Source organism: Marinobacter sp. F4218 (assembly GCF_019443085.1).
In the GTDB taxonomy this organism is placed as follows: domain Bacteria; phylum Pseudomonadota; class Gammaproteobacteria; order Pseudomonadales; family Oleiphilaceae; genus Marinobacter; species Marinobacter albus.
The window spans coordinates 2,046,334-2,071,540 of record NZ_JAHZIL010000003.1 but is presented as its reverse complement, the minus strand read 5'-3'; the positions used below and the strand labels follow the sequence as shown (position 1 = coordinate 2,071,540).

General features: G+C 60.8%; 21 protein-coding genes. 8 read left to right on the top strand and 13 right to left on the bottom strand.

The window, feature by feature from the left end; translation table 11 throughout:
- Positions 1-16: 16 nt before the first annotated feature.
- Both K0B93_RS13455 and K0B93_RS13450 read right to left on the bottom strand, forming a co-directional pair.
- The gene (locus K0B93_RS13455) at positions 17-1,909 is read right to left on the bottom strand and encodes a DUF1302 domain-containing protein (protein ID WP_219867693.1); all 1,893 of its coding nucleotides are present in this window, start codon (positions 1,907-1,909) and stop codon (positions 17-19) included.
- A 118-nt stretch (positions 1,910-2,027) separates the two neighbouring features.
- Complete coding sequence (locus K0B93_RS13450) at positions 2,028-5,003, bottom strand: hypothetical protein (protein WP_219867692.1); 2,976 nt, start codon at positions 5,001-5,003, stop codon at positions 2,028-2,030.
- A gap of 282 nt (positions 5,004-5,285) precedes the next feature.
- Between K0B93_RS13450 and K0B93_RS13445 the strand changes: the two genes are divergently transcribed.
- The 4 genes from K0B93_RS13445 to K0B93_RS13430 are packed head-to-tail and all read left to right on the top strand — an operon-like array spanning position 5,286 to position 8,360.
- The gene (locus tag K0B93_RS13445) at positions 5,286-5,873 is read left to right on the top strand and encodes an RNA polymerase sigma factor (protein ID WP_228743373.1); all 588 of its coding nucleotides are present in this window, start codon (positions 5,286-5,288) and stop codon (positions 5,871-5,873) included.
- Complete coding sequence (locus K0B93_RS13440; protein WP_219867690.1) at positions 5,860-6,543, top strand: zf-HC2 domain-containing protein; 684 nt, start codon at positions 5,860-5,862, stop codon at positions 6,541-6,543. The genes K0B93_RS13445 and K0B93_RS13440 overlap by 14 nt, the downstream gene beginning before the upstream one ends.
- Complete coding sequence (locus K0B93_RS13435; protein ID WP_219867689.1) at positions 6,540-7,010, top strand: hypothetical protein; 471 nt, start codon at positions 6,540-6,542, stop codon at positions 7,008-7,010. The genes K0B93_RS13440 and K0B93_RS13435 overlap by 4 nt, the downstream gene beginning before the upstream one ends.
- Before the next feature lie 30 nt (positions 7,011-7,040).
- A complete protein-coding gene (locus K0B93_RS13430; RefSeq protein ID WP_219867688.1) occupies positions 7,041-8,360 on the top strand; it encodes a tetratricopeptide repeat protein in 1,320 nt (439 codons plus the stop codon).
- Between the two features lie 11 nt (positions 8,361-8,371).
- Here K0B93_RS13430 and oadA read toward each other — a convergent pair whose 3' ends face one another.
- The 8 genes from oadA to K0B93_RS13390 form a co-directional block, all read right to left on the bottom strand.
- Positions 8,372-10,168 (bottom strand): sodium-extruding oxaloacetate decarboxylase subunit alpha, encoded by a 1,797-nt coding sequence (gene oadA, locus K0B93_RS13425; protein WP_219867687.1) that lies wholly within the window; start codon positions 10,166-10,168, stop codon positions 8,372-8,374.
- A gap of 23 nt (positions 10,169-10,191) precedes the next feature.
- Positions 10,192-11,613, bottom strand: a complete 1,422-nt coding sequence (locus K0B93_RS13420) for an acetyl-CoA carboxylase biotin carboxylase subunit (RefSeq protein WP_219867686.1) — start codon at positions 11,611-11,613, stop codon at positions 10,192-10,194.
- A gap of 117 nt (positions 11,614-11,730) precedes the next feature.
- Positions 11,731-12,330 carry a CBS domain-containing protein gene (locus tag K0B93_RS13415; RefSeq protein ID WP_219867685.1) on the bottom strand — a complete coding sequence of 200 codons (600 nt, stop codon included), beginning with the start codon at positions 12,328-12,330 and terminating at the stop codon, positions 11,731-11,733.
- 84 nt (positions 12,331-12,414) lie between these two features.
- Positions 12,415-12,741 (bottom strand): hypothetical protein, encoded by a 327-nt coding sequence (locus K0B93_RS13410; protein ID WP_219867684.1) that lies wholly within the window; start codon positions 12,739-12,741, stop codon positions 12,415-12,417.
- Between the two features lie 108 nt (positions 12,742-12,849).
- Positions 12,850-13,869 (bottom strand): HupE/UreJ family protein, encoded by a 1,020-nt coding sequence (locus K0B93_RS13405; protein WP_219867683.1) that lies wholly within the window; start codon positions 13,867-13,869, stop codon positions 12,850-12,852.
- Positions 13,866-14,711, bottom strand: coding sequence for a peptidyl-prolyl cis-trans isomerase (locus K0B93_RS19420; protein ID WP_219867682.1), 846 nt, complete (start codon positions 14,709-14,711; stop codon positions 13,866-13,868). Before K0B93_RS19420 ends, K0B93_RS13405 begins: the two co-directional genes overlap by 4 nt.
- A 4-nt stretch (positions 14,712-14,715) precedes the next feature.
- A complete protein-coding gene (locus K0B93_RS13395) occupies positions 14,716-16,617 on the bottom strand; it encodes a DUF3604 domain-containing protein (protein ID WP_228743372.1) in 1,902 nt (633 codons plus the stop codon).
- Positions 16,618-16,859: 242 nt separating this feature from the next.
- Entirely contained in the window at positions 16,860-18,170 is a 1,311-nt protein-coding gene (locus K0B93_RS13390) for a DcaP family trimeric outer membrane transporter (RefSeq protein ID WP_219867681.1), read from the bottom strand.
- A gap of 325 nt (positions 18,171-18,495) precedes the next feature.
- Here K0B93_RS13390 and K0B93_RS13385 point away from each other — a divergent pair, with 325 nt between their 5' ends.
- The 4 genes from K0B93_RS13385 (at position 18,496) to K0B93_RS13370 (ending at position 22,186) form a co-directional block, all read left to right on the top strand.
- Entirely contained in the window at positions 18,496-19,692 is a 1,197-nt protein-coding gene (locus K0B93_RS13385) for an acyl-CoA dehydrogenase family protein (protein WP_219867680.1), read from the top strand.
- Positions 19,693-19,702: 10 nt separating this feature from the next.
- Positions 19,703-20,845 carry an acyl-CoA dehydrogenase family protein gene (locus K0B93_RS13380; protein WP_219867679.1) on the top strand — a complete coding sequence of 381 codons (1,143 nt, stop codon included), beginning with the start codon at positions 19,703-19,705 and terminating at the stop codon, positions 20,843-20,845.
- Between the two features lie 112 nt (positions 20,846-20,957).
- Entirely contained in the window at positions 20,958-21,719 is a 762-nt protein-coding gene (locus K0B93_RS13375; protein WP_219867678.1) for a class II aldolase/adducin family protein, read from the top strand.
- Between the two features lie 11 nt (positions 21,720-21,730).
- Complete coding sequence (locus K0B93_RS13370; protein WP_219867677.1) at positions 21,731-22,186, top strand: MaoC family dehydratase; 456 nt, start codon at positions 21,731-21,733, stop codon at positions 22,184-22,186.
- Between the two features lie 16 nt (positions 22,187-22,202).
- Here K0B93_RS13370 and K0B93_RS13365 read toward each other — a convergent pair whose 3' ends face one another.
- From K0B93_RS13365 to K0B93_RS13355, 3 genes are all read right to left on the bottom strand, one after another.
- Positions 22,203-23,138, bottom strand: coding sequence for a ketopantoate reductase family protein (locus tag K0B93_RS13365; protein WP_219867676.1), 936 nt, complete (start codon positions 23,136-23,138; stop codon positions 22,203-22,205).
- 34 nt (positions 23,139-23,172) lie between these two features.
- On the bottom strand, positions 23,173-23,955 hold the full coding sequence (locus K0B93_RS13360) for an SDR family NAD(P)-dependent oxidoreductase (protein ID WP_219867675.1): 783 nt from the start codon (positions 23,953-23,955) through the stop codon (positions 23,173-23,175).
- Positions 23,956-24,024: 69 nt separating this feature from the next.
- A complete protein-coding gene (locus tag K0B93_RS13355) occupies positions 24,025-25,173 on the bottom strand; it encodes an ABC transporter substrate-binding protein (RefSeq protein ID WP_219867674.1) in 1,149 nt (382 codons plus the stop codon).
- Between the last annotated feature and the right edge of the window lie 34 nt (positions 25,174-25,207).

The following is a 25,207-nucleotide window of genomic DNA, read 5'->3' as shown; positions in this document are numbered from 1 at the left end:
TTACGTCACGCGTTGATTAAAAGGAATAGGAAACTGAGGCAGCCACAAAATCACGGTCGTTCGTGACGTTGTAATCGCCGCCAAAGTAAGTGGTGTAACTGAGGTTCGCCTTGTAGGCGTTCTGGTAGGTGGCTTCGAGGCCGAGCCCGATGGACTTGTTGCCTTCGCTGAAGTTGCCGCCCGGATCCGGTGCGTAGCCTTTTACATCGTGGGTCCAGAACAGTTTCGGGCGAAGATTCACGCCTGCCACCGCGTCCGGGTAATCCCAGACGAACAGTGTTCGGTAGCCCCACGAGAACGAGGTGGTGAACCCGTCGCCTTTGCAGTTGGTCGCGTTGATGTTCAGGCGTGGATCGCTGTCCGTGCCCTGGCTACAGAAATCGCCGGAGAAACTGGGGCCATCCAGCGGTACCGGCCCGACCCCGTAGATGCCCGAGCGGCCATAACGGGCCTGGGATTTGCCGGGGAAATCGTGGATGTAGGTGGCGCCCACCTCACCGACGATAATGAAGCGGGCCGCGCCCATCACCCGGTCGATAAAGTGAATCGCGGTCGCCTGGGCCTGGGACACCTTGAACCGGTCATAACCATCCACGGCATCACCGGCATAGTTGCCGCCGCTGGCCCGTTCCCGCTGCTCCAGCTTGCTGACCACCTGGCCGTCAGGGCCACGCTGTTGCAGGCCACCGTAAATCAGTTCGAAGGTGTTCCACTGGATCGGCAGGTTGGGCCGGAAGCTATATTCCGCGCCAAGCGAGGTGCCCGTGGGCAGCGTGGTGTTGATGCTCAGGCCGAACAGGTCGATGCCCTTGGGATACTCGATGAAGTAACTCGGGAACCGGGAGAACGGCTTGCTCGGATCGTTGAACTGGTTGGCCTCCGGTGACTCCGGATTATTCACCACTCCACTGATGTAGGGCAGGCGGCTGTGGTAACGGGTGTAGAACAGCCCGAGTTCGGCATCCAGGTCGGTGATGAACCAGCGGGCGGCCATGCCGAACTGATCCTTATCGCCGGGCTCCCTGTCCCCCAGGCGGGGTGCGATGAAGCCTTCCTCGAACGCCTGGGAATCGGGCACCTGGCCTGCCAGCAGAACCGGCCCGCAACCATCGGCGGCGACGTCCGCGGAGGAGAAGAAGGTACCGCAGTCATCAATCCGGAACGGCTCCCAGTCGGTCTGCACAAAGGCCTCGATGGTGACTTCCGGGGTAATGCCGACCGAGGTGTACAGCATCTCCACCGGCAGGAGGACGTCCTTCAGTTCTGCGCCCGGCGCCCGGAAGGCCGGCACGTCAATTGGGTTAATGGCATTGATGCCACCGAGGATGAAGGTGCTTTCGCCCCAGTTGACGACCTGGCGACCGTAGCGGAGGGAGACCGGGGTATCCCCGAAATACCAGTCGGTGAAAACGTAGGCATCGAGCAGGTCCGCCCCCGCTGCGTTGTCCTTGGCTTCCTCATTCAGTTCCCGGCGCTGCCCGACCGGATCGACCGCCCGGGGATTGTCCTTAAGCTCGTAATCGTAGTAGTAACTGCCGCGCACGAGTGCGCCGACCCGGGTAAGCACGTCGCTGTCGGGGGTGTAGTCCAGGAACAGTTCACTGCGACCGCGCAGGATCTGGGAATAGGGTTCGCCCTTTTCAAAATTGAGGTTGCCGTCATCGAAATTATTGGACGACGCGCCGGTGTCACTGAATGCGAATTCCGGCCCCAGGTTGCCCTGGGAGATCAGGTCCTTGTCCTGATCCTCAAGACGATAGGCAATGCCGGCGGTCAGAGTCGTACTCAGGGAGGCGTCGATCTCGTAGATGTCGAAATCGAAGGCCGCGACCGATGTGGAAAGGCAGACCAGTTGCACCGCCAGCGCCAGACGGGTCGTTCCGGGAAATGGGGAGTTTGTTGTTGTCATTGCGTTTGCTCCGCAAGTTTTGGGCAAAGCCTCCCCGTGTGGCGAGGCTAACGCCATGATTTACCGTGTATCTGAAGGATTTCAGACCGGTCCCGGCATCCCGGGACCGGTCTCGGGATCAAATTGGCAGGCCACCATCCAGGAAGCCGCCTCCGGTGCCTCCGGTGCCACCGTCTCCGCCGGATCCACTACCGTCACCGGAATCGGTATTGCCATCGGCCGTGCAATCGGTGCCGGTTGTATCCGCATCCTTGACGACGCAGGGGTTGTTGACCGTGACCGGATCGTTGCCGGTGAACAGGGTGAGCATCTGGAACACCATTTCGTCGAACACGGCCCGGGAAGAAAAGCTGTCTGCACTCTTCTGACCAGCGGAAATCGGGTTGCCGTGGGAGCCTTCCAGATAGCGGGTAATGTAGGGCAGGTCGGTACCCAGCGGCGTGGACTCCGCCGCCATGGCCGCGGCCAGGGGATCTGTTCCGGCCATCGGCATGTTCTCGCCCTCAATCACGAAGCCGGTTTCCGGAATCGTGGTGGACAGCGGTCCGAGCGCGTAGAGCAAGGGATCGGCGGCGTTGGGAATGGTGTCATCGGTGGGCCGATCAACATCGTCGGGCACCCCGACAATCTCGGTCAGAAGCACAGGTTTATCCCGGTACAGCGGCCCGAACGCGGTCGGATCCGCGGAATCCAGCAGGCCCTGGAACACATTGAAATAGATGTTCAGCTCGGTGCGCCCCTGAGTCAGGAGGCCAGCCGAAGCGGCATCCAGGCCTGGCAGCACCCGCGGCGCGATGGACTGGGAGTTCTCTGCCAGACGGGTAAAGCCGCCGCCGGTGTTCAGGAAGTTCGAGGCCGTGATCGGGCTCAGACTGGCGTTACCGGCTTCGATGGCCGCGTTGTTGACGTGGGGAAACGCTGCGCCGCCCATCCCGCTCAGGGAATGGCTCAGGAAGTAGACCCGATCCGGATCCAGGTTCAGGGACTGCGGGCAGTCGGCACAGGCGTTGATCGCGTCCTCGATCGCTTGCAGTGACGCACTCACGTTCAGCAGGTCCAGCGCCCCCTGACGCATGTTGTCACGGGTGTTGGCGTAATTGGCGAAGTTCAGGAACAGGCTGCCGGACTCCGGCGCTTCCAGCTCCCCCGCCGGCACGGGGCTGAGGTCGGCGCTGGCGGCAAAGCCGAAATGGCGCTCAGTGGCGTCCGCCGAGGCACCGTCCTGGGTGGTGATGGGATTCAGGCCCACGATGCCCTCACCGAAAATACCGTGCAGCGGCTGATCAATGCCAATGGTCACAAAGCAATCGTGGCTGTTGGCAGGGTCCGCACACAGCAGCCCGGCCGCCGTGGCCATCGGCAGGATGGCGGAACGGTCGGTGGTCACCGCATGCTGGTAAATGATGACCGGATAACCTGCGGCCGGCTGCTGGCCGGCAATGACCAGGTTATCCGTGTCCGGGGCCGCCACCACAATGGGTACGGTGGTGTCGGCAACCTTGCGCGCGAACGGAAACCGGTAGCTGATCCGGTCAGACGGTGCGGCGCTCAGTGTCTCGTCGCCGGAAAAATCGGCGGGCAGCCAGCTTTCCGTGGTGAGCGGGGAACCATCCCCTTCCGCCGGCAGGGCCTGGAAGTAGGGCAGCGTGATCTCGCCCTCATAGACATGAACGTTCAGCGGCGTGCCGGCAACCTCCTGGGCGAGTGCCGGATTAACATCGCCGCCGTCGCGCTGACTGAACACGGAGACCGTGCGGGGTTTGGGCGTATCCACCACAGCTTCGGCGGCCGACGCCAGGCTCCGGGCCCTGGCCTCGACATCGATATTGGCATCGGTCGCCAGGGCGGTTGCCACCTGCACGATGTGTGCGATCCGGCGATCCGAACCGGCATCGGCAACCACGTCGGCATAGAGAACGGGGGTGTCACTGGCGTTGGCGTCCATCAGGATGGTGGCCAGACTGTCGTCGTAAAGACGGAACGCGGGATCTGTCAGGGTGGCGTAAAGCGCCGAGTTGAGGTTGGCCTCTTCGCCGTTTGCACCCTCGCCAAGGGGCTGGTCAGTGAGGTTGTAGAAACCGTCAACCAGTTTGCCGAGTTCCTCCTGGCGCTGGGCGCTCGCCAACATGGAACGGTAGTAGGTAATCGGTGCCGCGTTGGCGAGGATCACATCCTCCACCGCGGTGGTGGTGATCGCAGTTGCGTATACCACGTCATCAAAGCCGGACCGGAAACCCGCGGATTCCTCAGATTCCCGCTTGAAGTCGAAATAATCGGTCACGAGCCTGCGGGCCGGCAACATGGCGTCCCGGAACGGCTGGAACGCCGCGTTCGACAACGTACGCTCGGGATCGGCAACGGACTGGTACACCGGAGAGCCGACCAGTGGCTCGCCACTGGCATCCACTATGTCGTTGGTCAGCGCCAGCACGTACTGGGTCTTGGCCGCCAGCGGTGTCAGTGGCAGCACCCGAACCAGGTTGTTCTGACCACCGTCGATGTCCAACAACTCCACCCGGACCTTTTCCGCCAGCAGGTCGCTGAAAATGGCGTCGGCACCGGCGGTGTCACCCTGCGCCTGCAGACGGCGGGCCTGACGATAGCGTTCCGCCGGCGTCAGCCCGGGGGCTTCCGCTTCAAGCGGCCGGAGGGCATCGCCGCTGGCGTACTCGACCGGGACCAGGAACACATTCTGTTCGGGATTCGGGACCACCGCGCCGTCGATCTCGACGAAGTCGCGGGCATCCAGTATCTGCTGGTCATCGAGACTGGCGCTGATCTTGACATCGATGGGCGCCAGTACCGAGGCGCCATCGAGGAACCCGATACCCTGGGTAACCGGATTGGCCGGATCGGTGCCGTTAAGCATGGTACCGTCGTCGATTTCACTCAGAAAAAACAGGGCATCGCTCGGAATCACGAACTCTGTTTCCAGTGGATCGAAGAGCGGATGGGTCCCACGTTCGATCAGGCCGCTGTTGATCCGATAATCGGGATTGGCGTTTTTCTGGGTCTGGCTGCTGCTGTCCAGGCAGCCGGTCAAACCAACGGCGGCTGCCGATATGGCTGTGAACAATACGTTGCGGATAAGCATACTCTGTCACCTTTGGGTTTCTTGTAGTTCGGCGCTTCCATCGCCATTAGCTGCCCACCACGTAGGTCTAATTGCAAAGGTTCCAAAGCCACCCGGAGATTTTCCGAAAAAACTCCGCATACCAGCCTTAATATTTTGATTTTGTTGACATTACCGCCGTTCTTTTTTTTACAATACGGACATACCCGCAGAGGCCCGGGGCTGATAGACTGGGCACACGATAAAAATCAGAAACGTCCTGCAGCACTCTGATAGTGCGAGATGTTTATCAGGGGTATCCATTTGGCCTTGCTTCCGTTTCGCCAATCCAAGTCAAAACGCTTTGAACGCCTGGTCCATCCACACCTCAGGCCGCTGCATACGTTTGCCTACCGGCTAACCGGCAGCCAGCACGATGCCGAGGATCTGGTTCAGGATGTGGTCACCAAGCTGTTCCCCAAGGTGGACGAACTGGAGCGCGTCGAGGATCTTCGCCCTTGGCTGCACCGGGTTCTGTACCGACAGTTCGTGGACAACGTCCGCAAGCGACCGGCAGGGCGAGAGGTCAGCGAAAACGCACTGGGCCCCAAGGACCAGCAGACCCCGTTTCTGGAAACCCTGCCAGGCACCGAACCCGATCCCCTCACCCACACGGACAACGACCGACGAAGCGCCATACTGCACCGACTGATTGGCGAACTGCAGCCCGACCAGAGAACCCTGTTGCTGCTGCATGACTCCGAAGGCTGGCGCCAGGAAGACATTGCCGAGATTCTGGACGTGCCCCTGGGCACCATAAAATCCAGGCTGCATCGGGTACGGGCGCTGCTCCGGACGAAATTGCAGGAGGAGATGGAACCTTTTGAGGAGCAACAACGTGGCTGCCAGTGAGGTGAATGCGATGAACTGCATTGAATTCCGAAAAGACGTGGATGCCTGGGCCGCCGGCGAAGTGTCCGAGACCACTGAGGTGGCCATGCGCGAGCACGTCAAATCCTGCGAAGCCTGCTCTGTGGCGCTGGCGACGGCGACGTATATCGTCCAACAGGTTGCCGCAGACCGGGCGCCTGAACCCGACCCCGACTTCGAGTCGCGGATACTCGGCCGGGCCATGGCAACCGATCAGCAGACCCCGAAACGACACTGGACCACGTCCGTCTGGAGTGGTGCCGTTGCCGCGGCACTGGCGGTCGGCGTGTTCATTGGCACCCAGTTCAACCAGGCCCCGCAACCGGGGGCAGAACTGGCTGGCACCGCAGAGCCCTCGGCGGTAACCGCTGACCCGACACAGAAAACCGTCCGGCTGGCATTCACGTCTACCGAAGCTCTGGAAGACGTGACCCTGACCCTGGAGCTGCCGCCGAACATGGAACTGGCACCCTTCCCGGGGCGACACCGGGTAAGCTGGAAGGTAAACCTGAAGCCCGGCGACAACCTGCTGGCCCTGCCGGTGAACATTCTGTTCCCGGGTGAAGGCACGCTGGTTGCGCACCTGGGCGAAGGCACCAAACGCAAAACCTTCCGTACGGACATCGGCAAGGAAACGGAACCATCGTCATGAAAGTAACAATTCCCGGCCAGGTTCGGCTTGTCTGGCTTCTGATTGCAGGCTTCTCGCTCACGCCGACTCTGGCGGTAGCAGAGGAGGACTATGGCGTCACCATGAGAATGGTGGCGGATGAAGAGGCTCTGGATAATTCCTTCGTTCAGGAAATGGAAATCCCGGAATCGATCAACGAGCTGGACGACGACCAGAACTGGGATGAACTGGATGCCAACGAGCTGTCCAGCGAAGCCTGGAGTCGCGAGGAAGACCTTAGCTTGCAGGCTCGCGAATCCCGCGATGCATTTGATACTGAGCTGCCGGGCGAGGAACTGCTGGATGCGCCGACCGTCGAACAGCCGGGACTGGACACCCCCGAACTGGACCTGCCGGGCACGGACTTACCGACGGACGATCTGTTGGATCCCGGACTGGATTTACTCAACAACACCGGGTCCACGCTGGACAACACAGTGAACCAGTAAACGTCCCCTGTCGGAGCAGTTCGAAGAAATATGCTGTCGCCCTACCGACTGATAACGATGCTGCTGGTTTGCCTGTGCGTTCCATTCGTGGTCGCGGCAGAAACCGACTCTTTGTCATCGCCGAAGCAAAAGTTCCGGGCCGGCATCGAGGCATTCCAGAACAATAACCTGGAGCGCGCCCGCGAACTGCTTGAGGCCGCGGCCGAAGACATGGAATCCCGCGCGCTCACCTACAATCTCGGCGTCCTCTATTTCAAGATGGGTGACTACGTCAGCGCGGAGGAGATGTTCCGAAGGCTGCTCGACACACCCCAACGGGCACTCGCCTTCTACAACCTCGGCCTGATTGCTCTCGCCCAGGATCAAACGTCAAAGGCCCGCCAGGCATTTCGTGAAGCCGCGCTGGCAAGCAGTGAGGACAATCTGAGCAAGCTCGCCCGGGGCCAGCTTGCCAAGCTGGGAGCGCCGCCCGCCCCTGATCGATGGCAAGCCCTGCTGTCGCTGTCCGCCGGGTACGAAGACAACATCGCCCTGTTCCCGGACAGTGCCGCCAGCTCCCTGGACGGCGCTTTCTTCGAGTCGGTCAATGCCATCTCCGGCTACCCATTCCGATCCGGCGATCAGTCGATCAAGACCGACCTGCAGCTGTATGGCCGCGAATACACCACTCAGGAAGACTTCAACACCCATCTCGTCCGCCTCAATGTGGCGGGCGTCCATGCCCCCGGTAACTATCGACTGAGCCTGGGCATTGGCGGGGATCAGGTCTGGCAAGGGGGCAAATCAAGGGAAAACCGGGCACGCCTCAGTTCCGGACTCCGGAAATCGGGTTGTACCCTCGGCAGCGAAACCGCCGTCTGCTCGATTTCTGTCGACGCGGAGCAGGTCAACGCGGCAGACCGTTACCGGGCCTACGACGGTCAGCATTATCGCCTGGACACGCGCTACCAGGCGCGACGCCATTCCTGGCGGGCAAGTGTAAAATACCAGGTGGACTACGATGACCGCCGCAATCTCGATACCGGCACCGAGTACTACAGTGTTTCTCCCCTGGGCCAGACCCTGGCACTGGGACTCGGGTACGCCCTTACACCGGCCCTGGAACTCGGCACGTCTGCCAGTTACCGGTTCAACTACTACCGTACTCCACACCGGCTCGAGGTCCCTGAGGGGTTACTGATCATCCGCCGGGAGGACCAGCGGCTGACGTTCTCGATTGACGGGGAGTACCGGGTCAACAAGACGGTGTCCCTGCTGCTGAACCTCCAGCAGGTTCAGAACGACAGCAACATTGCTCGGTACGATTACGATCGGCGAACAGCAACACTCGGCGTTGCTGTTCGCCTCTGAGCCCTGGCCGGCTACTCGATATCCACCAGCACCTCACCCGGCACCACGCGGTCGCCCTTGGCAATGGAAACGCCCTTGACGGTTCCGGCGATGGTGGCCTTGACCTCGGTTTCCATTTTCATGGCTTCGATGATCAATACCGGGTCTCCGGCAGCGACCTGATCGCCCTCCTTGACCAGCACATCCACAATGTTGCCAGGCATACTCGTGGTCACATGACCTTCCTTGGTAGCACCGGCCCGACCGCCGCTCTTGCGACCGCCTTCACTGCTGTCGCCCTGGGACTCCAGGTGAATTTCCTCCGGCACGCCATCCACCGTCATGTAGAAACGGCGCTCGTTCTCACCCGTCGGATTGGCACCGGTGACGTCGATGTCGTAGCTCTCACCGTGCACGGTGATCTTGAACTTGGACGAGACGGCGCCGGAGCGCCCGCTCGGAATGGGTTCCAATGGCTCGGGCTGGAGCGTGCCATCCCGGCGCTGCTCCAGATACGCCTTGGCCTGATCCGGGAACATGGCGTAGGTCAGCACATCCTCATCGCTCTCGGCCAGCTCGCCCACCTGCTTGCGCAACTCCTCAAGCTCACGAGGAATCAGGTTCGCTGGCCGTTCTTCAACCAGCTCCTCCTTGCCAACCGCGCGACGCTGTAGTTCGGCGTCCACCTCGGCAGGCGCCTGGCCATACCAGCCCTGGAGGTACTTTTTCACCTCGTTGGTGATGGTGTCGTAGCGCTTACCTCCCAGCACGTTAATGACCGCCTGGGTGCCGACAATTTGGGAGGTCGGGGTAACCAGCGGCGGGAAGCCGAGGTCCTTGCGAACCCTCGGGATTTCCTCGAACACTTCCTGGATGCGGTCCAGGGCGCCCTGCTCCTTGAGCTGATTGGCCAGGTTGGACATCATGCCGCCCGGCACCTGGGACAACAGCACCGAGGTATCGACACCGTTGTAGGCGCTCTCGAACTGGTGGTACTTCTTGCGCACTTCCCGGAAATGGCCGGTGGCCTTGTCCAGCAGCTCCAGATTCAGGCCGGTGTCGAAGCCGGCGTCGTGCAACGCCGCCACCAGCGATTCCGTAGGCGGATGGCTGGTGCCGCCGGCAAAGGCCGACAATGCGGTATCGATGTGATCGACACCGGCTTCCATCGCCGCCCACTGGCACATCGGCGCCATGCCCGAGGTGGCGTGGGAGTGCAGGAACACCGGTAGATCAAGGGTGCTCTTGAGCTTGCCCACCAGCTCGGCGGTGACCGCCGGCGTCAGCAGACCGGCCATGTCCTTGATGGCGATGCTGTCCGCGCCCATCTCGGCCATGGCTTTGGCCTGCTCCAGATAAGCATCGGTGTCGTGCACCGGGCTGACGGTGTAGCACAGGGTACCCTGGGCGTGCTTACCGGCTTTCTTGACGGCCTTGATGCTGGTTTCCAGGTTGCGCACGTCGTTCAGGGCGTCGAACACCCGGAATACATCGATGCCGTTTTCAGCGGCCTTGGCGACGAAGGCTTCCACCACGTCGTCGCCGTAGTGGCGATAGCCCAGCAGGTTCTGCCCGCGCAGGAGCATCTGCAGACGGGTGTTGGGCAGGGCCTGGCGCAGCGTGCGCAGGCGCTCCCAGGGGTCTTCCTTCAGGAATCGGACACAGGCGTCGAAGGTGGCACCGCCCCAGCACTCCAGGGACCAGTATCCGGCCTGATCGAGCCATTCACAGGCCGGCAGCATGTCTTCGGTCCGCATTCGGGTGGCGATCAGGGACTGATGGGCGTCCCGCAGGATAACGTCGGTAATATGAATCTTGCGCTTGGTCATTCTGGATCTCTCCGGTGTTCGGTTTACAGGCCCGCCTGGGCGGCGATGGCCGCGGCGATGGCTGTGGCGATGGCTTCAGGACGGGTCTTGGTGCTGTACTCCAGCAACTGAGGATTTGCTTCGACAAAGCCGGTGTTAAAATTGGCGGCCTGGAATTCCTCATGGTTCAGGATCTGTTGGTAATAGGGGATGGTGGTCTTGACCCCGTAGATGGCCATATCGTTCAGCGCCCGGCGCGAGCGGGCAATCAGCTCCGGCCAGTCCATGGCCCAGACAATCAGCTTGGCGCACATGGAGTCGTAGTAAGGCGGGATCTCGTAGCCGGTGTACATGTTGGCGTCGGTACGCACGCCCGGGCCACCGGCCGAGTAGTAGCGGCTGATCCGGCCAAAACTGGGCAGGAAGCCGTTCTTGGGGTCTTCGGCGTTGATCCGGAACTGGGCGGCAAAGCCCCGGTAGCTGATGTCCTCCTGCTTGAGCCACAGCTCCTCGCCGGAGGCAATCCGGATCTGGGCCTTGATGATGTCCACCCCGGTGATTTCTTCGGTGATGGTGTGCTCCACCTGCACCCGGGTGTTCATCTCCATGAAATAGAAACTGCCGTCGTGGTCGAGCAAGAATTCCACGGTGCCGGCATTCTCGTACCCGCACTGCTTGGCCACCCGCCGCGCCAGTTCGCCGATGTACTCACGCTGGTTCTCTTCCAGCTGCGGCGATGGCGCCAGCTCAATCAGCTTCTGGTTCCGGCGCTGGATCGAACAGTCACGTTCGTACAGGTGTACCACGTTGCCGTGGCTGTCTGCCAGGATCTGCACCTCGATATGGCGGGGGTCGATGATGCACTTTTCCAGAAAGACCTCGGCGCTGCCGAACGCCTTGGTGGCCTCGGAAATCACCCGCACGTAGTTCTGACGCAGCTCCTTCTCGTTGTCGCAGCGACGGATACCCCGACCACCGCCGCCGGAGGTTGCCTTGAGCATGACCGGATAGCCAATCTCAGAGGCCTGCCGAACCGCGTCTTCGACATCTTCCAGATTCCCCCTGGACCCGGGCGTTACCGGCACACCGGCGGCCTCGGCCGTCTGACGGGCCTGGGTCTTGTCACCCATGGAGGCAATGGCCTCTGATGACGGGCCGACAAAGGTGATCCCCCGCTGTTTGCAGATCGCCGGCAGCTCGGCATTTTCCGAGAGGAACCCGTAGCCGGGATGCAGCGCATCGCAGCCGGTTTCAACTGCCATATTGACGATATGATGGGGGTTCAGATACCCGGATAGCGGATCCTGACTGATCTGGTAGGACTCGTCGGCTTTTTTGACATGCAGGGAATACTCGTCCGCCTTCGAATAGATGGCGACCGAGCGTATACCCAGTTCGCTACAGGCCCGGGCAATTCTGACTGCAATCTCACCGCGATTGGCAATCAGCAGCTTCCTTATGGCCATGAAGTTACCTCCGGTATTGGTTTTGGTTGATGTTGACGGCCGGCACTCCCTGGCCAGCTCCGCCATGCCCGGACCGGCCCCGAGGGGATGCCGGGGCCGAACCGGGCCTTGCAGGTTCTAGAAATTCCCCTGAACGACATTCACGATTTCCGAGAACGATGACGCGCGATGCTCCAGGTCGATAGGAATGTGCAGCTGTTCAACCAGCTGGCTTGCCGAGACAATGCCACGCAGGTACTGCTCGCCGGCGTTGTTCTGGTCGTCGTCCACGACCAGCAGGTACTCCTCATGGACCGACCTGAAAGTACTGACAAGGTCGCCGACGGAGGCGCGGCACAGGTCCTGGTAGTGGATCGCGGGGAGGCTGCTGAGGGGGGTCATGATGTCCCTGACCCGAATTTCCCCGGGTAACACCCCCCGACGGTTGGCAAGACTCAGGGGCAACTCGCCGTTGATGTCTGCGATGGTGATGACCCCGACACACTCGTTGACCCCGTTCTCCACCAACTTGAATGCGGTATCGGCCATTTTCATCCACAGCCTCGCCTCGGAGACGCTCATGTCTGAGTTCAGGGCCGGTGGACGGCGCGCGCGGAAATCGGTCAGCAGATGAACCGCAGAATCATTGCTGCCGATGTTGTAGGCGGGCTGGAGGGTGGCCAGGGAGTGGGTACGTCCCAGGTCGCGTACTGGTATCGCGTGAAAGTGCTTGCTCATGATGAACCTCACTGATTCCGGATGTTCGCTGTAACACTCCGCCTGTTCTGGCCAGGCAATGGGGGTGCGGTTAATCGACGGAGATCAGGTGAGCGAAGGCGGGCCCTGAGGCAGGGCGGGATAGCTAACGAGGCGAACCGGCGGCTCGATGAAGGATAGATTCGGGGAATGCCCCGGATATCCCGTAATGAGGGGAAGGCCAGGGCCCAGTGAACCGGTCAGCCCGGCTTCGCCGGATGGTGAATCCCCGGATGCATCCAGCATGGTGACCTGGAACGATCCCGGTTCCTCCAACTGAGGGTCCAGCGCCGGCACGTTGAAACCCGAAGTGGCCCACGCGAGAACGACCAGTGCCATCACAGTTGTCAGGCAAAGACGAACCTTGTTTTCCGATGCTCGCAAATGGGCCATGAAAATCCTTTGGCGGGCGCTAACGTCCAGACTATTTAATTTCTATCACAGTTGAATCAGCAGGCATGATCGTTTTTTTGAGTGTTTAAATTCGTTTTTTTCGATGTCCTACACCCAGAAACCCGCAACCCGCTCAACCAGCCAGAAGGACGCGATACCACCGATGGCATAACTGGCCACCCGCTTCCCGGTGCTCTCGAACCACTGCAAGCCGACATCCCGACGCTGGAATGCCCTTCTGGCCAGATAGCCGCCCAGAACCACCGCAACGACAAACGCGATCTGACCGGCCTCCACCCCCAGATTAAAACTCAACAGCGCCAGCGGGACGTCCCCCGCGGGCAGACCGATCTCCCTCAGCGCCCCGGCAAAGCCAAAGCCGTGCAGAAGACCAAACGAAAATGAAACCAGCCAGGGATAACGGGTCGTGAGTCTCTGACTATCCGTCGGCCGGGCCAATTCCGTGGCGAGGAACACAATCGACAGCGCGATCACCGCTTCCACCGGAGGTGCCGGGAGCGTGAACATGCCCAGCGTCACTCCGGCCATGGTCAGGCTGTGGGCCAGGGTGAAGGAGGTCAGCGCGGCAACCAGCATCCGGAGGGTTGGAATCAGGAGCAGCAGGGCAAAGACAAACAGGAGGTGATCGAAGCCTTCGAGAATGTGTTCGACACCCAGCGCAAAGTAGCTGGACAGCACCGAATCAAAGGACCCTGTCCGGGCAATATCGAAAGCGACGGCATCCGGCGTCAACCGGGTCACCACCGGCGCCGCGCCGGAATCCGGGCTGTAACGCACCAGCACGTCCGTTCGCGTGGCTTCCAGGCCTCGGACCGCTACCGTGCCACCCTCCAGTCCTCCCGCGCAGGTGGCTACCCAGCGGCTGACAAAGGCGCGGCCATCGAACTGCATCGGGCCGGGCGCGACTCGGGGCGCGCAGGTCTCGGGCAGCACCGCCTCGATCACCATCGGTTGGCCGCGCACCTGGGGCACCCGCCAGACCGCCTGCCAACGGTCGTTACCGGCCGGCGCCAGGCTCAGGAAACCCGGCTCCAGGGCATGGGCCTGAAGCAGTGACGGCACAGTCATTAAGACGGCCAACAGGACCGCCGGCACCACTCTGGTCATTGCGATACCCCGTCCACATCCGGTACGGAGATGTCGTAGTCCGATTTCATCGCCAGCAGCTGTTCCTTGCTCAGCCGTTCGGCGGTATCACGGCGCCAGGCGTCCTCCACCTGCTCCCGGATAGCCTCGAAGCCGGGCACCGTGCCAGTGGTTTTTCCGGTCACTTTCACCAGGTGCAGGCCAAAAGCCGACTGAACCGGGCCGGCCCAGATGTCCGGTGGCAGGGTAACGAGCTGGTCAAAGAATCCGACGCCGAAATTCGAATCCACGGTGGTCGACACACTGGGCCGCATTTCCGGCGCCAGCAAGGTGGCCTGCCCGACCTCGCCCGGCGCCGCGCCCGCCTCAAGAGCCTGACGCGTGGATGCCACCGTTGCCTCGTCGACGGTTTTACCCAGGAAAACCTGCTGGAACCCGACCTTGGGCCGGGTGGTAAACCGCTCGGCATTGGCGCGGTAATACTCTCTCAAAGCCTGGTCAGACGGCACCAGAGAGGCGACGGCACCGTCGAGAATAAATTCCATCTTTTGTCTCAGGCGCTGGCGAATCACCGCATCACCGGTGTCGAGCCCCATGGCCAGGGCTTCCCGGACCAGGATTTCTTCCTGCACATACTTGTCGACCAGGCGCTGCAGCTCTTCACGGGTTGGCGGTCGTTGCCAGACCTGCCGGAAATTGCTTGCCAGTTGCGCGACGTCACTTTCGGTGATCACCAGACTCCGGACCGACGTGTCTTCAGGCACGTCGTTCAACCAGCCATAAAGCCCGAAGAGCGCCACTCCGATCAGCAGGAAGTGAACGAAAGGCTCGGTTACCAGTCGTTTGATTGATCGATCAGCCACCGGATCAGCCCTCCGGTCCGTACCAGATGGGTGAGGTGTAGGCGCGGTCGATCACCTCCATAGGCGTGCCTTCCGGCATCTCAATCTGGAAGTACTTCGCGTCGTAGGCCGTCCAGCGGGGTGTCGGGATCTCCAGGACGCGCACGTAATAGAAGGCGCGCTGGTCCGGATCGAACTCGGGGTCGGTCCAGTGACCGGCCAGCACGGCGCTGCCGATATCGTTGGTGTAGCTGGCGCTGGCAACGTTCACCGTATTGCCGACGTCTCCGTTGCAGCCGCCGTCCACGATCTCGCGTCCGGCACAGGCGACATCCCAGATTTTCTCCTGGGTATCACCGTTGTCATCAACCCAGCCCTTGATCATCTGAATCCGGTCGAGGTTGGCACCGTCCGGATCCCGCAGGGCGCGGACCATGAAGGTTGGTGCATCCGTGCCTTCGGGCGCCGGCCGCAGATCGCCCCCCATGGGTACGCCCCGCGAATAGCCGGCATCGGCGAAGTCTGGGCGCAGCACCTCTTCCGGCTGGAAATCCCAGCCCCCGAACACCCGCACGCGGAGCCGGCTGCCGGAAGTGGCGAATACCTCGCGCCGGGCGAAAGCATCCCAGATGGCTTCCCGGGTGTTTTCCGTGGCCCAGACCCCGGCCAGGCCAGAGGCCCCCAGGTCAATGTCGTAAATGGACAGCTTCGGATCCACAGTGCTTTCGATCAGCACGCCTTCCTTACGGTGGGGCGAGGGTTCGACGATGTAGGCCTTGCCGAACCAGTTCTCCTCCCGGGTCGAAGGCAGGGCGTTGTGGGCATCGGTCGCACCGATCATGCCGAACTTGAAGGGATTCACGCCCAAACGTTCGGCTTCGGCGAGCCCTAACTTCAACGCGGAACGGGCGTATTCGGTGCGGAGCATCTCCTGCTCCTTGGCCGCGGAACCGGCCAGGTTGGAGGTGTCGATAATTTCGTGGTCGGCAAAGGCATCGTCCGGTGACAGGAAAGGGTGGGTTTCCCCTGTGCCCTTGGGCTGGGTCACTTCGACCACCGGCTCAAAATTTGCGCGGCGCCGGGCGTAGGCTTCGTCGAACGCATCACCGTCGAAGGTTTCCAGCATAAACATCATGCCGTTGGACAGGTTGCCGTTGTGGGGAATGGCCAGCACCTGGCCTCCCGTGTCCTTTTCATAGGCCTCGAGGTAGTCCCAGAGGTCTTCGGGATCGTCGCTGTCCAGTGCGGAAAAAGGCACGACCTGACGAGTCCGGTCGGCGCCGTCCCGGAAGATGACGTTCCGGTGCAGGTTGTTTCCGTCCGGGCCGGAGGTCCATTCGTAGCCGATAAAGGTGGTGAAGACGCCCGGTTCATAATAATGCTCGGCATTGTCGATCACCTTTTGCCAGACCGCAGCCACCATCTCCGGACTCTTGATCATGTCCTCACCACGCCCGTTGGCCGCGATCCATTCGATGAACGCATCGTAACCATCCCCGGCCTTAAACATCTGGTACCAGCGCTCGCCACCTTCGGTGCGGCGCACGAGCGGATCACCGCGTTCCAGGTAATCCGATAGCCCCAGATTCTCGGCGTGATCAGCGACGACCACGAAATCCAGGGGTCGAATCAGCTTGAACGGGCCCGCAGTCTGGCTTTGGACCACCTCACCGCGCGCGGCGCGGTAGGCCACGTCCGGACCCGGTTTTGCTCCGCCCATGCCAGCGTCGGCGGACCAGGCGGTGTGCAGATGGGTATCACCAAAATAGACATTTTGGGGGAAGTGATCGTCGACGTAGGGGGAATATGGGTTCGCCGGCGCGGCGTACTCATCTTCGCTGATGCTCAGATCCTGGCCGTGTGTTCCCTGGGTCATGAAACCCACGGCAAGGGGCAACAGACAACAGTGCCAACCTCTTCGGTTCATCGCGGACCTCCTGATCCTTAACTCTGGTGCTCGCTTAGACCAGACCGCCATCCTTGGTCACACCGACATTTACGAAGCACTCATTACTATAGCTCACTTTCTGACCAGCGAACCGACAACCGGAACTACCTGTCAGGCACCGCCGTCCGGGCACAAAAAAGCCCCGGCACGGGGGACGTTGCCGGGGCTGAAGATGCAAAGCGAGATTTGCGTTAACTCAACTCAGGTGGTTCCTACCGCACTCAGAAACTCAGCTTCGCAGATGCCATCACCTGCTCGTACTGATTGCTGCCACTGCCGGCAATCTCGCCGAAGTCCCAGTAGGCGTACTCCAGGCCCAGGGTCAGGTTGGAATGCGCGGACCAAAGCAGGTTCACATGAGCCGAAGTGGAGGAGTCGAAGTAGCTCAGGGTTCCCGCCGGCGGTGCAGTCAGATCGTCCACGATTTCGGTGTGGGACACGGTCACCGTGGAGCGCCATGCCGGCGACCAGAAATGGCGGTAAGCCGCGGTCGCTCCGTAGGTATCCAGTGCCTTCACCTCGCCACCGGCCTGGGCCACGAGATCCACATCAGGGTAGGTGAACAGCCCCATGTAGCGACCCAGCGCGCCGTAGCTGTACTGCAGACGGATGTCGTCCTTGCCAATGGTCGGAATGCGGGCACTGACGGAAACGGCACCGGCCAGCTCAGACTCACCGGAGGCGTCGTCCTCCAGGTTGCGCAGCAGACCTGCAACCGAGTAGAACCCGTGCTTGCCTCGAACCTGGTAGCGGGCGGTGAGGTCCGGATACGACTGATCGTCATAGGAGTTGGTGCCGAACCCGTCTTCCGGGTTTTCCAGGGCCATCATCAGCTTGCCGCCGGGAACGGCCATGTTGTAGCGAATCATCGGCTGGGTCACGTAAATGAAGGCGGCCTGCTTGCCCTGATTCAGGATTTCCGGCATCGCCGCGAGGTCGGTAAAGGTGGTGTAGGTCTGGCCGAACTCCCAGCCATTCCAGTTGCCGTAGGCCTGACGCAGGCGCGGTGAGTAGCTGTTGGAGACCACCTCGTTGCCGGGTGCACCAATACCCTGCTGGAAGTCCATCTCGAGGTAAGTGCGCAGTTGATGCCCGGCCACGCCTTCAGTGGAGGTACCAAAACTGAAACGGGATTCCCGGGCACTGAACCCGACCTTCCAGTCGTTGTCGGTCGCGGCCGCGGACGCGAAGGTGCGGGGCAGCCCGACGGAGTAGGTGTTGCGCTGACCGTTGCCGTTGGAGCCATACATCATGTCGGCCTTGATAAAACCGCCGAACGAGATGGTGGTACCACCGATTTTCAGGCCGTCGCCTTCGCGCAGGATGTAGGGATTGTCTTCGCTCGCCTCCGGAGCGGTGGAAACCGCGCCTTCCAGCTTGCTCTCGAGCATCTGCACACGTTCCCGCAGCTGGTCCAGCTCGGCGTTGCTCTGGGCGGAGACGCCAGCGGACGCAAACGTGATCAGTGGCAGGCTGGCGAGGGCCATGGCACGGGTAAGCGGACGGGGTTTGAAGGGTGTTCTTGTTGTCATAACTAACCTCTGACGGAGTTGATTGTGTCTTTGTTATTGAACTCTCCGGCGCCGGTACAGCGGGACGCACTTTCAACCTTTCAGTTTCGCACTGCGGTATTTTTTATATTTAGATTTCCGCATAGCGGTACCAGCTTCCGTGTTAGCGACTATAGACAAACGCATTTACACCATCAACCCGCATTTAATATTTTTTTATGAAAGCAATGGTTACCTAGCGTTTCATAATTTCATTATCGTTGACACGGGGCGAATTATTGAAGGATCATTGAGTAATTCTGCTATGCGGTATATATTTTCGCTGTAATGCAAACGAGGTTATCTCATGAACATGAACTACACGGCCGAGGAACTTGCCTTCCGAAATGAAGTGCGCGCGTTCCTGGATGAGAAGCTGCCGGCGGATATTGCCGCCAAAGTGAAAGGTTTTCGCCGCCTGACCAAAGACGACCATCTGCGGTGGCAGAAAATCCTCAATGCCCAGGGCTGGTACGCCACCCACTGGCCGGAAGAGTACGGCGGCGTTAAATGGACGCCGGTCCAGAAACACATCTGGGATGAAGAGTCCTGCCGCTACGGCGTACCCCGTTCCATTCCATTCGGGGTCAACATGGTGGCACCGGTCATCATCAAGTTCGGCAACGAGGAGCAGAAGCAGCGCTACCTGCCCCGCATCCTCAGCGGCGAAGACTGGTGGTGCCAGGGTTACTCTGAGCCGGGCGCCGGTTCTGACCTTGCCTCGCTGAAAACCCGTGCCGTGCGCGAAGGCGATCACTACATTGTTAACGGCCAGAAGACCTGGACGACGCTGGGCCAGCACGCCAACATGATTTTCTGCCTGGTCCGCACCAATACCGAGGTGAAGGCCCAGGAAGGCATCTCGTTTTTGCTGATCGATATGGATACCCCGGGCATCACCGTACGTCCGATCATCACGCTGGACGGTGAACACGAAGTGAACGAGGTGTTCTTCGAAGACGTGAAGGTGCCGGTGGAAAACCTGGTGGGCGAAGAGGACAAGGGCTGGACCTATGCCAAGTTCCTGCTTACCTACGAACGCACCGGACTGGCCGGCATCGGCATGTCCAAGGCGGCGTTGTCACACCTGAAACAGCTGGCCTCCCGTCGCATCAAGAATGGCCGACCGCTGATCGAGGATCCTTCCTTCAGCCAGCGCATTGCCAAAGTCGAGATTGACCTGACCGCGGCGGCCATCAGCAACCTGCGCATTATCGCCTCGGTCGAGGGTGGTGGCGTGCCGGGCGCCGAAAGCTCCATGCTCAAGGTCAAGGGGACCGAGATCCGTCAGTCCATCAATGACCTGGCACGACGCGCGATCGGCCCCTACGCGATCCCCTTCGTCGAAGAGGAACTGGACTACGAGTACGACGGCGACTTCCTGTCAGACGAGAACGCCGCCCCGCTGACCGCCCAGTACTTCAATAACCGCAAGCTGTCGATTTTCGGCGGATCCAACGAGATCCAGAAAAACATCGTGTCGAAAATGATTCTCGGGCTTTAAGGAGGCGACCATGGATTTCCGACTGAATGAAGAGCAGCAGATGCTGCAGGACACCGTGGCCCGCCTGGTGCGCGGTGAATACAGTTTTGAAAAGCGCCTGGAGTTCAGCGAAACCGACGCCGGGTTCAGCGAGGCCTTCTGGACCCAACTGAGCGAGCTGGGTCTGACGGCCGTGCCTTTTGCCGAGGAGCTCGGTGGGTTCGGCGGTGGTGGCGTGGAGGTTCAGTCGGTAATGACTGAGCTCGGTCGCGGCCTGTGCCTGGAACCGTACATGCAGTCCGTGATCCTCGGCGGCGGCCTGATTGATCACGCCGGCAACGATAGCCAGAAAGAGCGATGGCTGACCGGCATCGCCAGCGGCGAACTCAAGGCCGCCGTGGCCCTGCAGGAGCCACAAAGCTTCTACAATCTGAAAGACGTGGCAACCCGCGCTGAAAAGTCCGGCGACGGCTACGTACTCAACGGCCGCAAAGCCGTGGTGATCGGCGGCCACTGTGCCGATCTGATCCTGGTGTCCGCCCGCACCTCCGGTGACAGCCGCGATACCGACGGCATCAGCCTGTTCGCACTCAGTCCGGAGCTGGCCGGCGTCGAGCGCCGGACCTATCCCACGATCGATGGCTCAAAGGGCTGCGACATCACCCTGAATAACGTCGAGGTGGGCGCCGATGCCCTGTTGGGCGGCGAAGGCGGGGCCGGCGAGATCATCGAGTACCAGAGCGGTCGCGCCATTGCGGCCGTGTGTGCCGAAGCCGTTGGCGTTATGGAGATGGCCAACGAACTGACCCTGGACTACCTCAAGCAACGCAAGCAGTTCGGTGTGCCCATTGGTAAGTTCCAGGTTCTGCAGCACCGCATGGTGGACATGATGTCGGAGCTGGAACAGGCCCGTTCCATGGCCATCCTGGCCGCCAGCGTGGCCGATGCAGAGCAGAGTGACGAGCGGCGCCGGATTCTGGCCGCCGCGAAGAACGTGATTGGCCGCAGCGGCCAGTTCATCTCCGAGAACGGCATCCAGTCCCACGGCGGCATCGGCATGACCTGGGAATACAACTTTGCCCATTACGCCAAGCGGCTGATCATGATCAACCACCAACTGGGCGATGACGATTTCCACCTGGAGCGGTACGCGGGCCTGTTGCAGGCCAGCTGACCCCCTTCACCAGTGAGCCTGGGGCCTCTCTCCTTCCAGTCAGAGGTCGTGTTCGGGGGTGCCCTTCAGGCCACCCCCTTTTTTTGGTTCTGCACCAATCGAGGTGATCACAATGACAACAGACGCCCAACACACCAACACCGAGTCGCTGAACAAGGCCGAATGGCAGGTGCGCACGGAACTGGCAGCCGCTTATCGGCTGGTGGCGCTGTTCGGCTGGGACGACCTGGTCTTCACCCACCTGTCGGCCCGGGTGCCCGGTCCTGACCATCATTTCCTGATCAACCCCTACGGCCTGCTGTTCCACGAAATCACCGCCTCGTCGCTGGTGAAGGTGGACCGCGATGGCCAGGTGGTGGCCGCGGGTGGCCTGGGCCGGGTCAATCCGGCCGGTTTCACCATCCACAGTGCCGTGCACATGGGACGGGCGGACGCCGGCGCGGTGATGCACCTGCACGCCGCCGATGGCGTGGCCGTGTCGGCCCACCGGGACGGCCTGCTCCCCCTGAGCCAGACTGCCATGCTGTGCCTGGACCACCTCAGTTACCACGATTACGAAGGGGTGGCCCTGAATCTGGACGAGCGCGAGCGGCTGATCCGGGATCTGGGCGACAAGTCGATGATGCTGTTGCGCAACCACGGCGTTCTGACCGCCGGTGAGTCGGTGCCGGAGACCTTCACCTACCTGTACTTCCTGATGAAAGCCTGTGAGATCCAGGTCAAGGCGCAGAGCTGTGGGCCCACCTGGATGCCGTCGGAACAGGCGGTGCAGACCACCGCCGAGCAATCGAAAAATCTGGGCGCGGCCGCGAAGCTCACCTGGCCCGCGCTGTTGCGCCTGCTCGACAGCAAGAACCCGGGCTACGCGGTTTAAGGGGAAAACAGATGATTGAAGTCAAATTGGACGAACTGGCTGATAAAAAAGGCACTCTTGTCAGTCACAGCCCCTGGTTGACCGTCACCCAGGAGATGATTGAAGCGTTTGCTGACGCCACTGGCGACCATCAGTGGATTCACATCGATATCGAACGGGCGAAGAAGGAATCCCCCTGGAAAAGTCCGATTGCCCATGGCTATCTGACCGTGTCATTGATATCGCGGCTGAACCCGCAGGCTCTCAAGGTGACCGGGCCCACGGCAACCATCAACTATGGCCTGAACAAGTTGCGGTTTCCGTCTGCGGTTAAGTCCGGATCGGATATCCGCACCAAGGTCCAGCTGCTCGACGTCAACCAGGTGGATGAGCACCGTTATATGGCCAGCTACCTCACCACGGTAGAGATCAAGGGCGAGGACAAGCCCGCGTGCGTCGCAGAAAACCTGGTGATGTACGTGATCTGACCGGTTGACCGGGCCCTCAGGCCCGGCCTTCCAGTGCCGCCCGCATCTTCAGCGTGACCAACACGGTATTCAGGTGTGGAACGGCAATGCCTTGACGCTCGGCAATGGCCACCACATTGCCCAGCACGGCATCCCGCTCGATGGGGCGATCGTTGAGGTAATCCAGCGCCATGCTGTTCCTGTAGGGCGGCATCTTGCGGGTACCGTCAATGTTCTGATCAATCAGCGACTCGTCCATGGGGTAACCTTCCGCTGCGGCCACGGCCATCACTTCGCCGATCATGGCCCGAATCAGCGCCTCTCCGCCGTCGGTATCCAGAATGGTTTTCGTGTCAGCACCGTTGGCAATCACCGACAAAGGATTGAATGGGGTATTCCACAGACATTTGCGCCAGCGTTCGCCCACCACAGCTTCTGTCACATCCACCTTGATCCCACCTTCGATGAACAGCTCCGACAGGGTCCGGCAATGCTCGTCGATGCCCCGGGGGTAAGTCCCCATAACCAGTTTGCCATAGGCCTTGTGCTCAACAACTCCCGGTTCCGTCCGACTAGCGGCAATAAAGGCCAGACAGCTGATGATGGGATTCTCAGGGAACGCCTCCGCCAGCTCCTGCTCGATGCCCAGACCATTTTCGATCAATACCAGGCGGGTGTTCGGCCCCATCCAGGGCTTGACCAGTTCGGCCCGGTTGACGCCGGGTAACACTTTCACACACAGAATGAGGTAGTCCGGCCAGACCTCCGGCGTACCACCGTCACGGTATACATGATCCGGCCGGAAAGACAGGTCCCCCAAGGGGCTGGTGATCCGGATACCCTTTTCCCTCACCACTTCGTACTCGGAGCGCAAGACGGTGTCGACCGGACATCCGGCCTTTTTGAGGATGGCCCCATAGAAGCTACCGATGGCGCCGGCGCCAACAATCAGGATGCTTGGTTTTTCAGTCATTTTCTGCTCACTTTGCCTGCTGCGATGCCCTGTTTTATCTTCGTACCGGAGCCATGCCCAGGTGCGCTCCACCGTCGATCAGCAGGGTCTCGCCGGTGGTCAGATCCCCCCCTACGATAAGCCCGAGACACACATCGGCCACTGATTCCGGGGAAGCGGTATCGTTCAGCGGTGCGGCGCCTTTGGTTTTGGCCAGCAACGCGTCATATTTGTCTTCGCCCAGCCCCTTTTTCAGCCACTCGCCCTGAACAAAGCCCGGACATACAGCATTCACCCGCACTTCCGGACCCATCACGCGGGCGAGCGATCGGGTCATGGTGATCAGCGCGCCCTTGGAGGCCGCGTACGCAATTGAACTGCCAATTCCTGCCAGTCCGGCGATGGAGGCCATATTGATGATGTGGCCGGACCCGTTTGCTCGAAGCGCGGTCTCAGCTGCCCGGGTCATCTGGAACGGTCCCACGGTATTAATCGCATAGAGGTCCAGAAAATCCCGCTTGTCCAGGCCCTCAAGGTCACCGTGGTTACAGAACTTCGTGGTTCCTGCGTTGTTGACCAGGATGTCTATACGACCAAACTGCGCCAGGGTTTCGTCCACAAGGGCACGACAGTCTGCATCCTCTGACACATCGGCCCGGCACACCAGCGCTTTTACACCATACTGTTCACAGTCCGAGGCCACGGCGCGTGCACCAGTCTCGTTCCGACTGAAGTTGATCACCACATGACAGCCATGCTCGGCAAATAATCGAGCCACTGCGGCTCCAATTCCTGACGAGGATCCGGTCACGATGGCGACAGAGTCTTTCAGTTTCATAGAGCGCCTCACCTACCAAAAAAAGGGGCAGGCCATTGGTGGCCTGCCCCCTGTTTAACACAGTGACGTTTACTCGATCTCTTCCTGAACAATCTTGCCATCTTTTACCACGGCCAGCGTGGTATCCGTGACAAAACCGCCCTTGTCGGTCACGTTGGTCACCTCATACGGGTTCTTGCGAGTGGGCATGTTCTTCAGGGCATCACCCATGGCGGCGCGGATCACCTTTGGATCGGTCGACTCGGTGGCATCCATCGCTTCCACCAGCCCGTGCAGGGCCAGGTAGTTGTAGGCGGCTTCCGATCCCGGGGTCTTGCCGTATTCGGCCTCGTAGCGCTTGATGAAGTCCTGGGCGGCCTCGGTCTCATAGACGCTCAGGGGCACCACGCCAACCGCACCTTCAACCATCTCCAGCCCGCCAGCGACATTGGCGACCTCGTCAATCTTGGCTTGATCCATGACGATGAAACCGCCCTGGAAGCCCATCTGTCGGGCCTGCTGAACCACCAGACCGGTCGGCTCGGAGGCACCACCGACGAACATCACGTCCGGGTCCTCGGCAATGATCCGGCTCACGCCGGTGAAGAAGTCGGCGGACTTGTTGTAGTCCATCGGGTTGTTGGCCACCACTGTACCGCCCTTGGAGGTCCACTCCTTTTCAATCATGGAGGCCCAGATCTTGGCATACTCATGGGTCGCACCGGCCATGCCCAGGGAGGTACCCAGGTTTTCCAGGGCATAGTCCGTGAACGCCCGGACATAGCCATCAAAGGTCGGCGGGATTCGTATGGTCAGGGCATTCCCCTTTTCGGTCACGGTCGGCACGCTGGTGTAGGCCATGATCAGGAAATTGTCCTTCTCATTGAAGTCCTGCAACGCAAACACACCCCCGGAATGCGGGATAAAGATCGCCGGCACGTTCGATTCCTGCTTCAGGCGCTTGGCGTTGGTGGCCGCCTGGGCCGGGGAATAGCGGTCGTCCAGGGAGACCAGATTGATGGTGGTTTTTTCCCCGTTGAGGTCGAAACCGCCGGCGGCGTTGATTTCTTCCGCGGCCATACGCAGACCGGACAGGGTGTTCTCACCGTACAGGGCGGCGCCACCGCTCAGCGGGCCGGTGAATCCAATGTTGACTTCACCCGCCATGGCGCCGGCGGTGAGGCTCATACCAAGGGTCGCCGCTGCAACCGTTTTCCCCAGTGTCTTTGCTGTTTTCATTGTTGTCTCCTGGTTGATTGTGCTCGTCGAAATT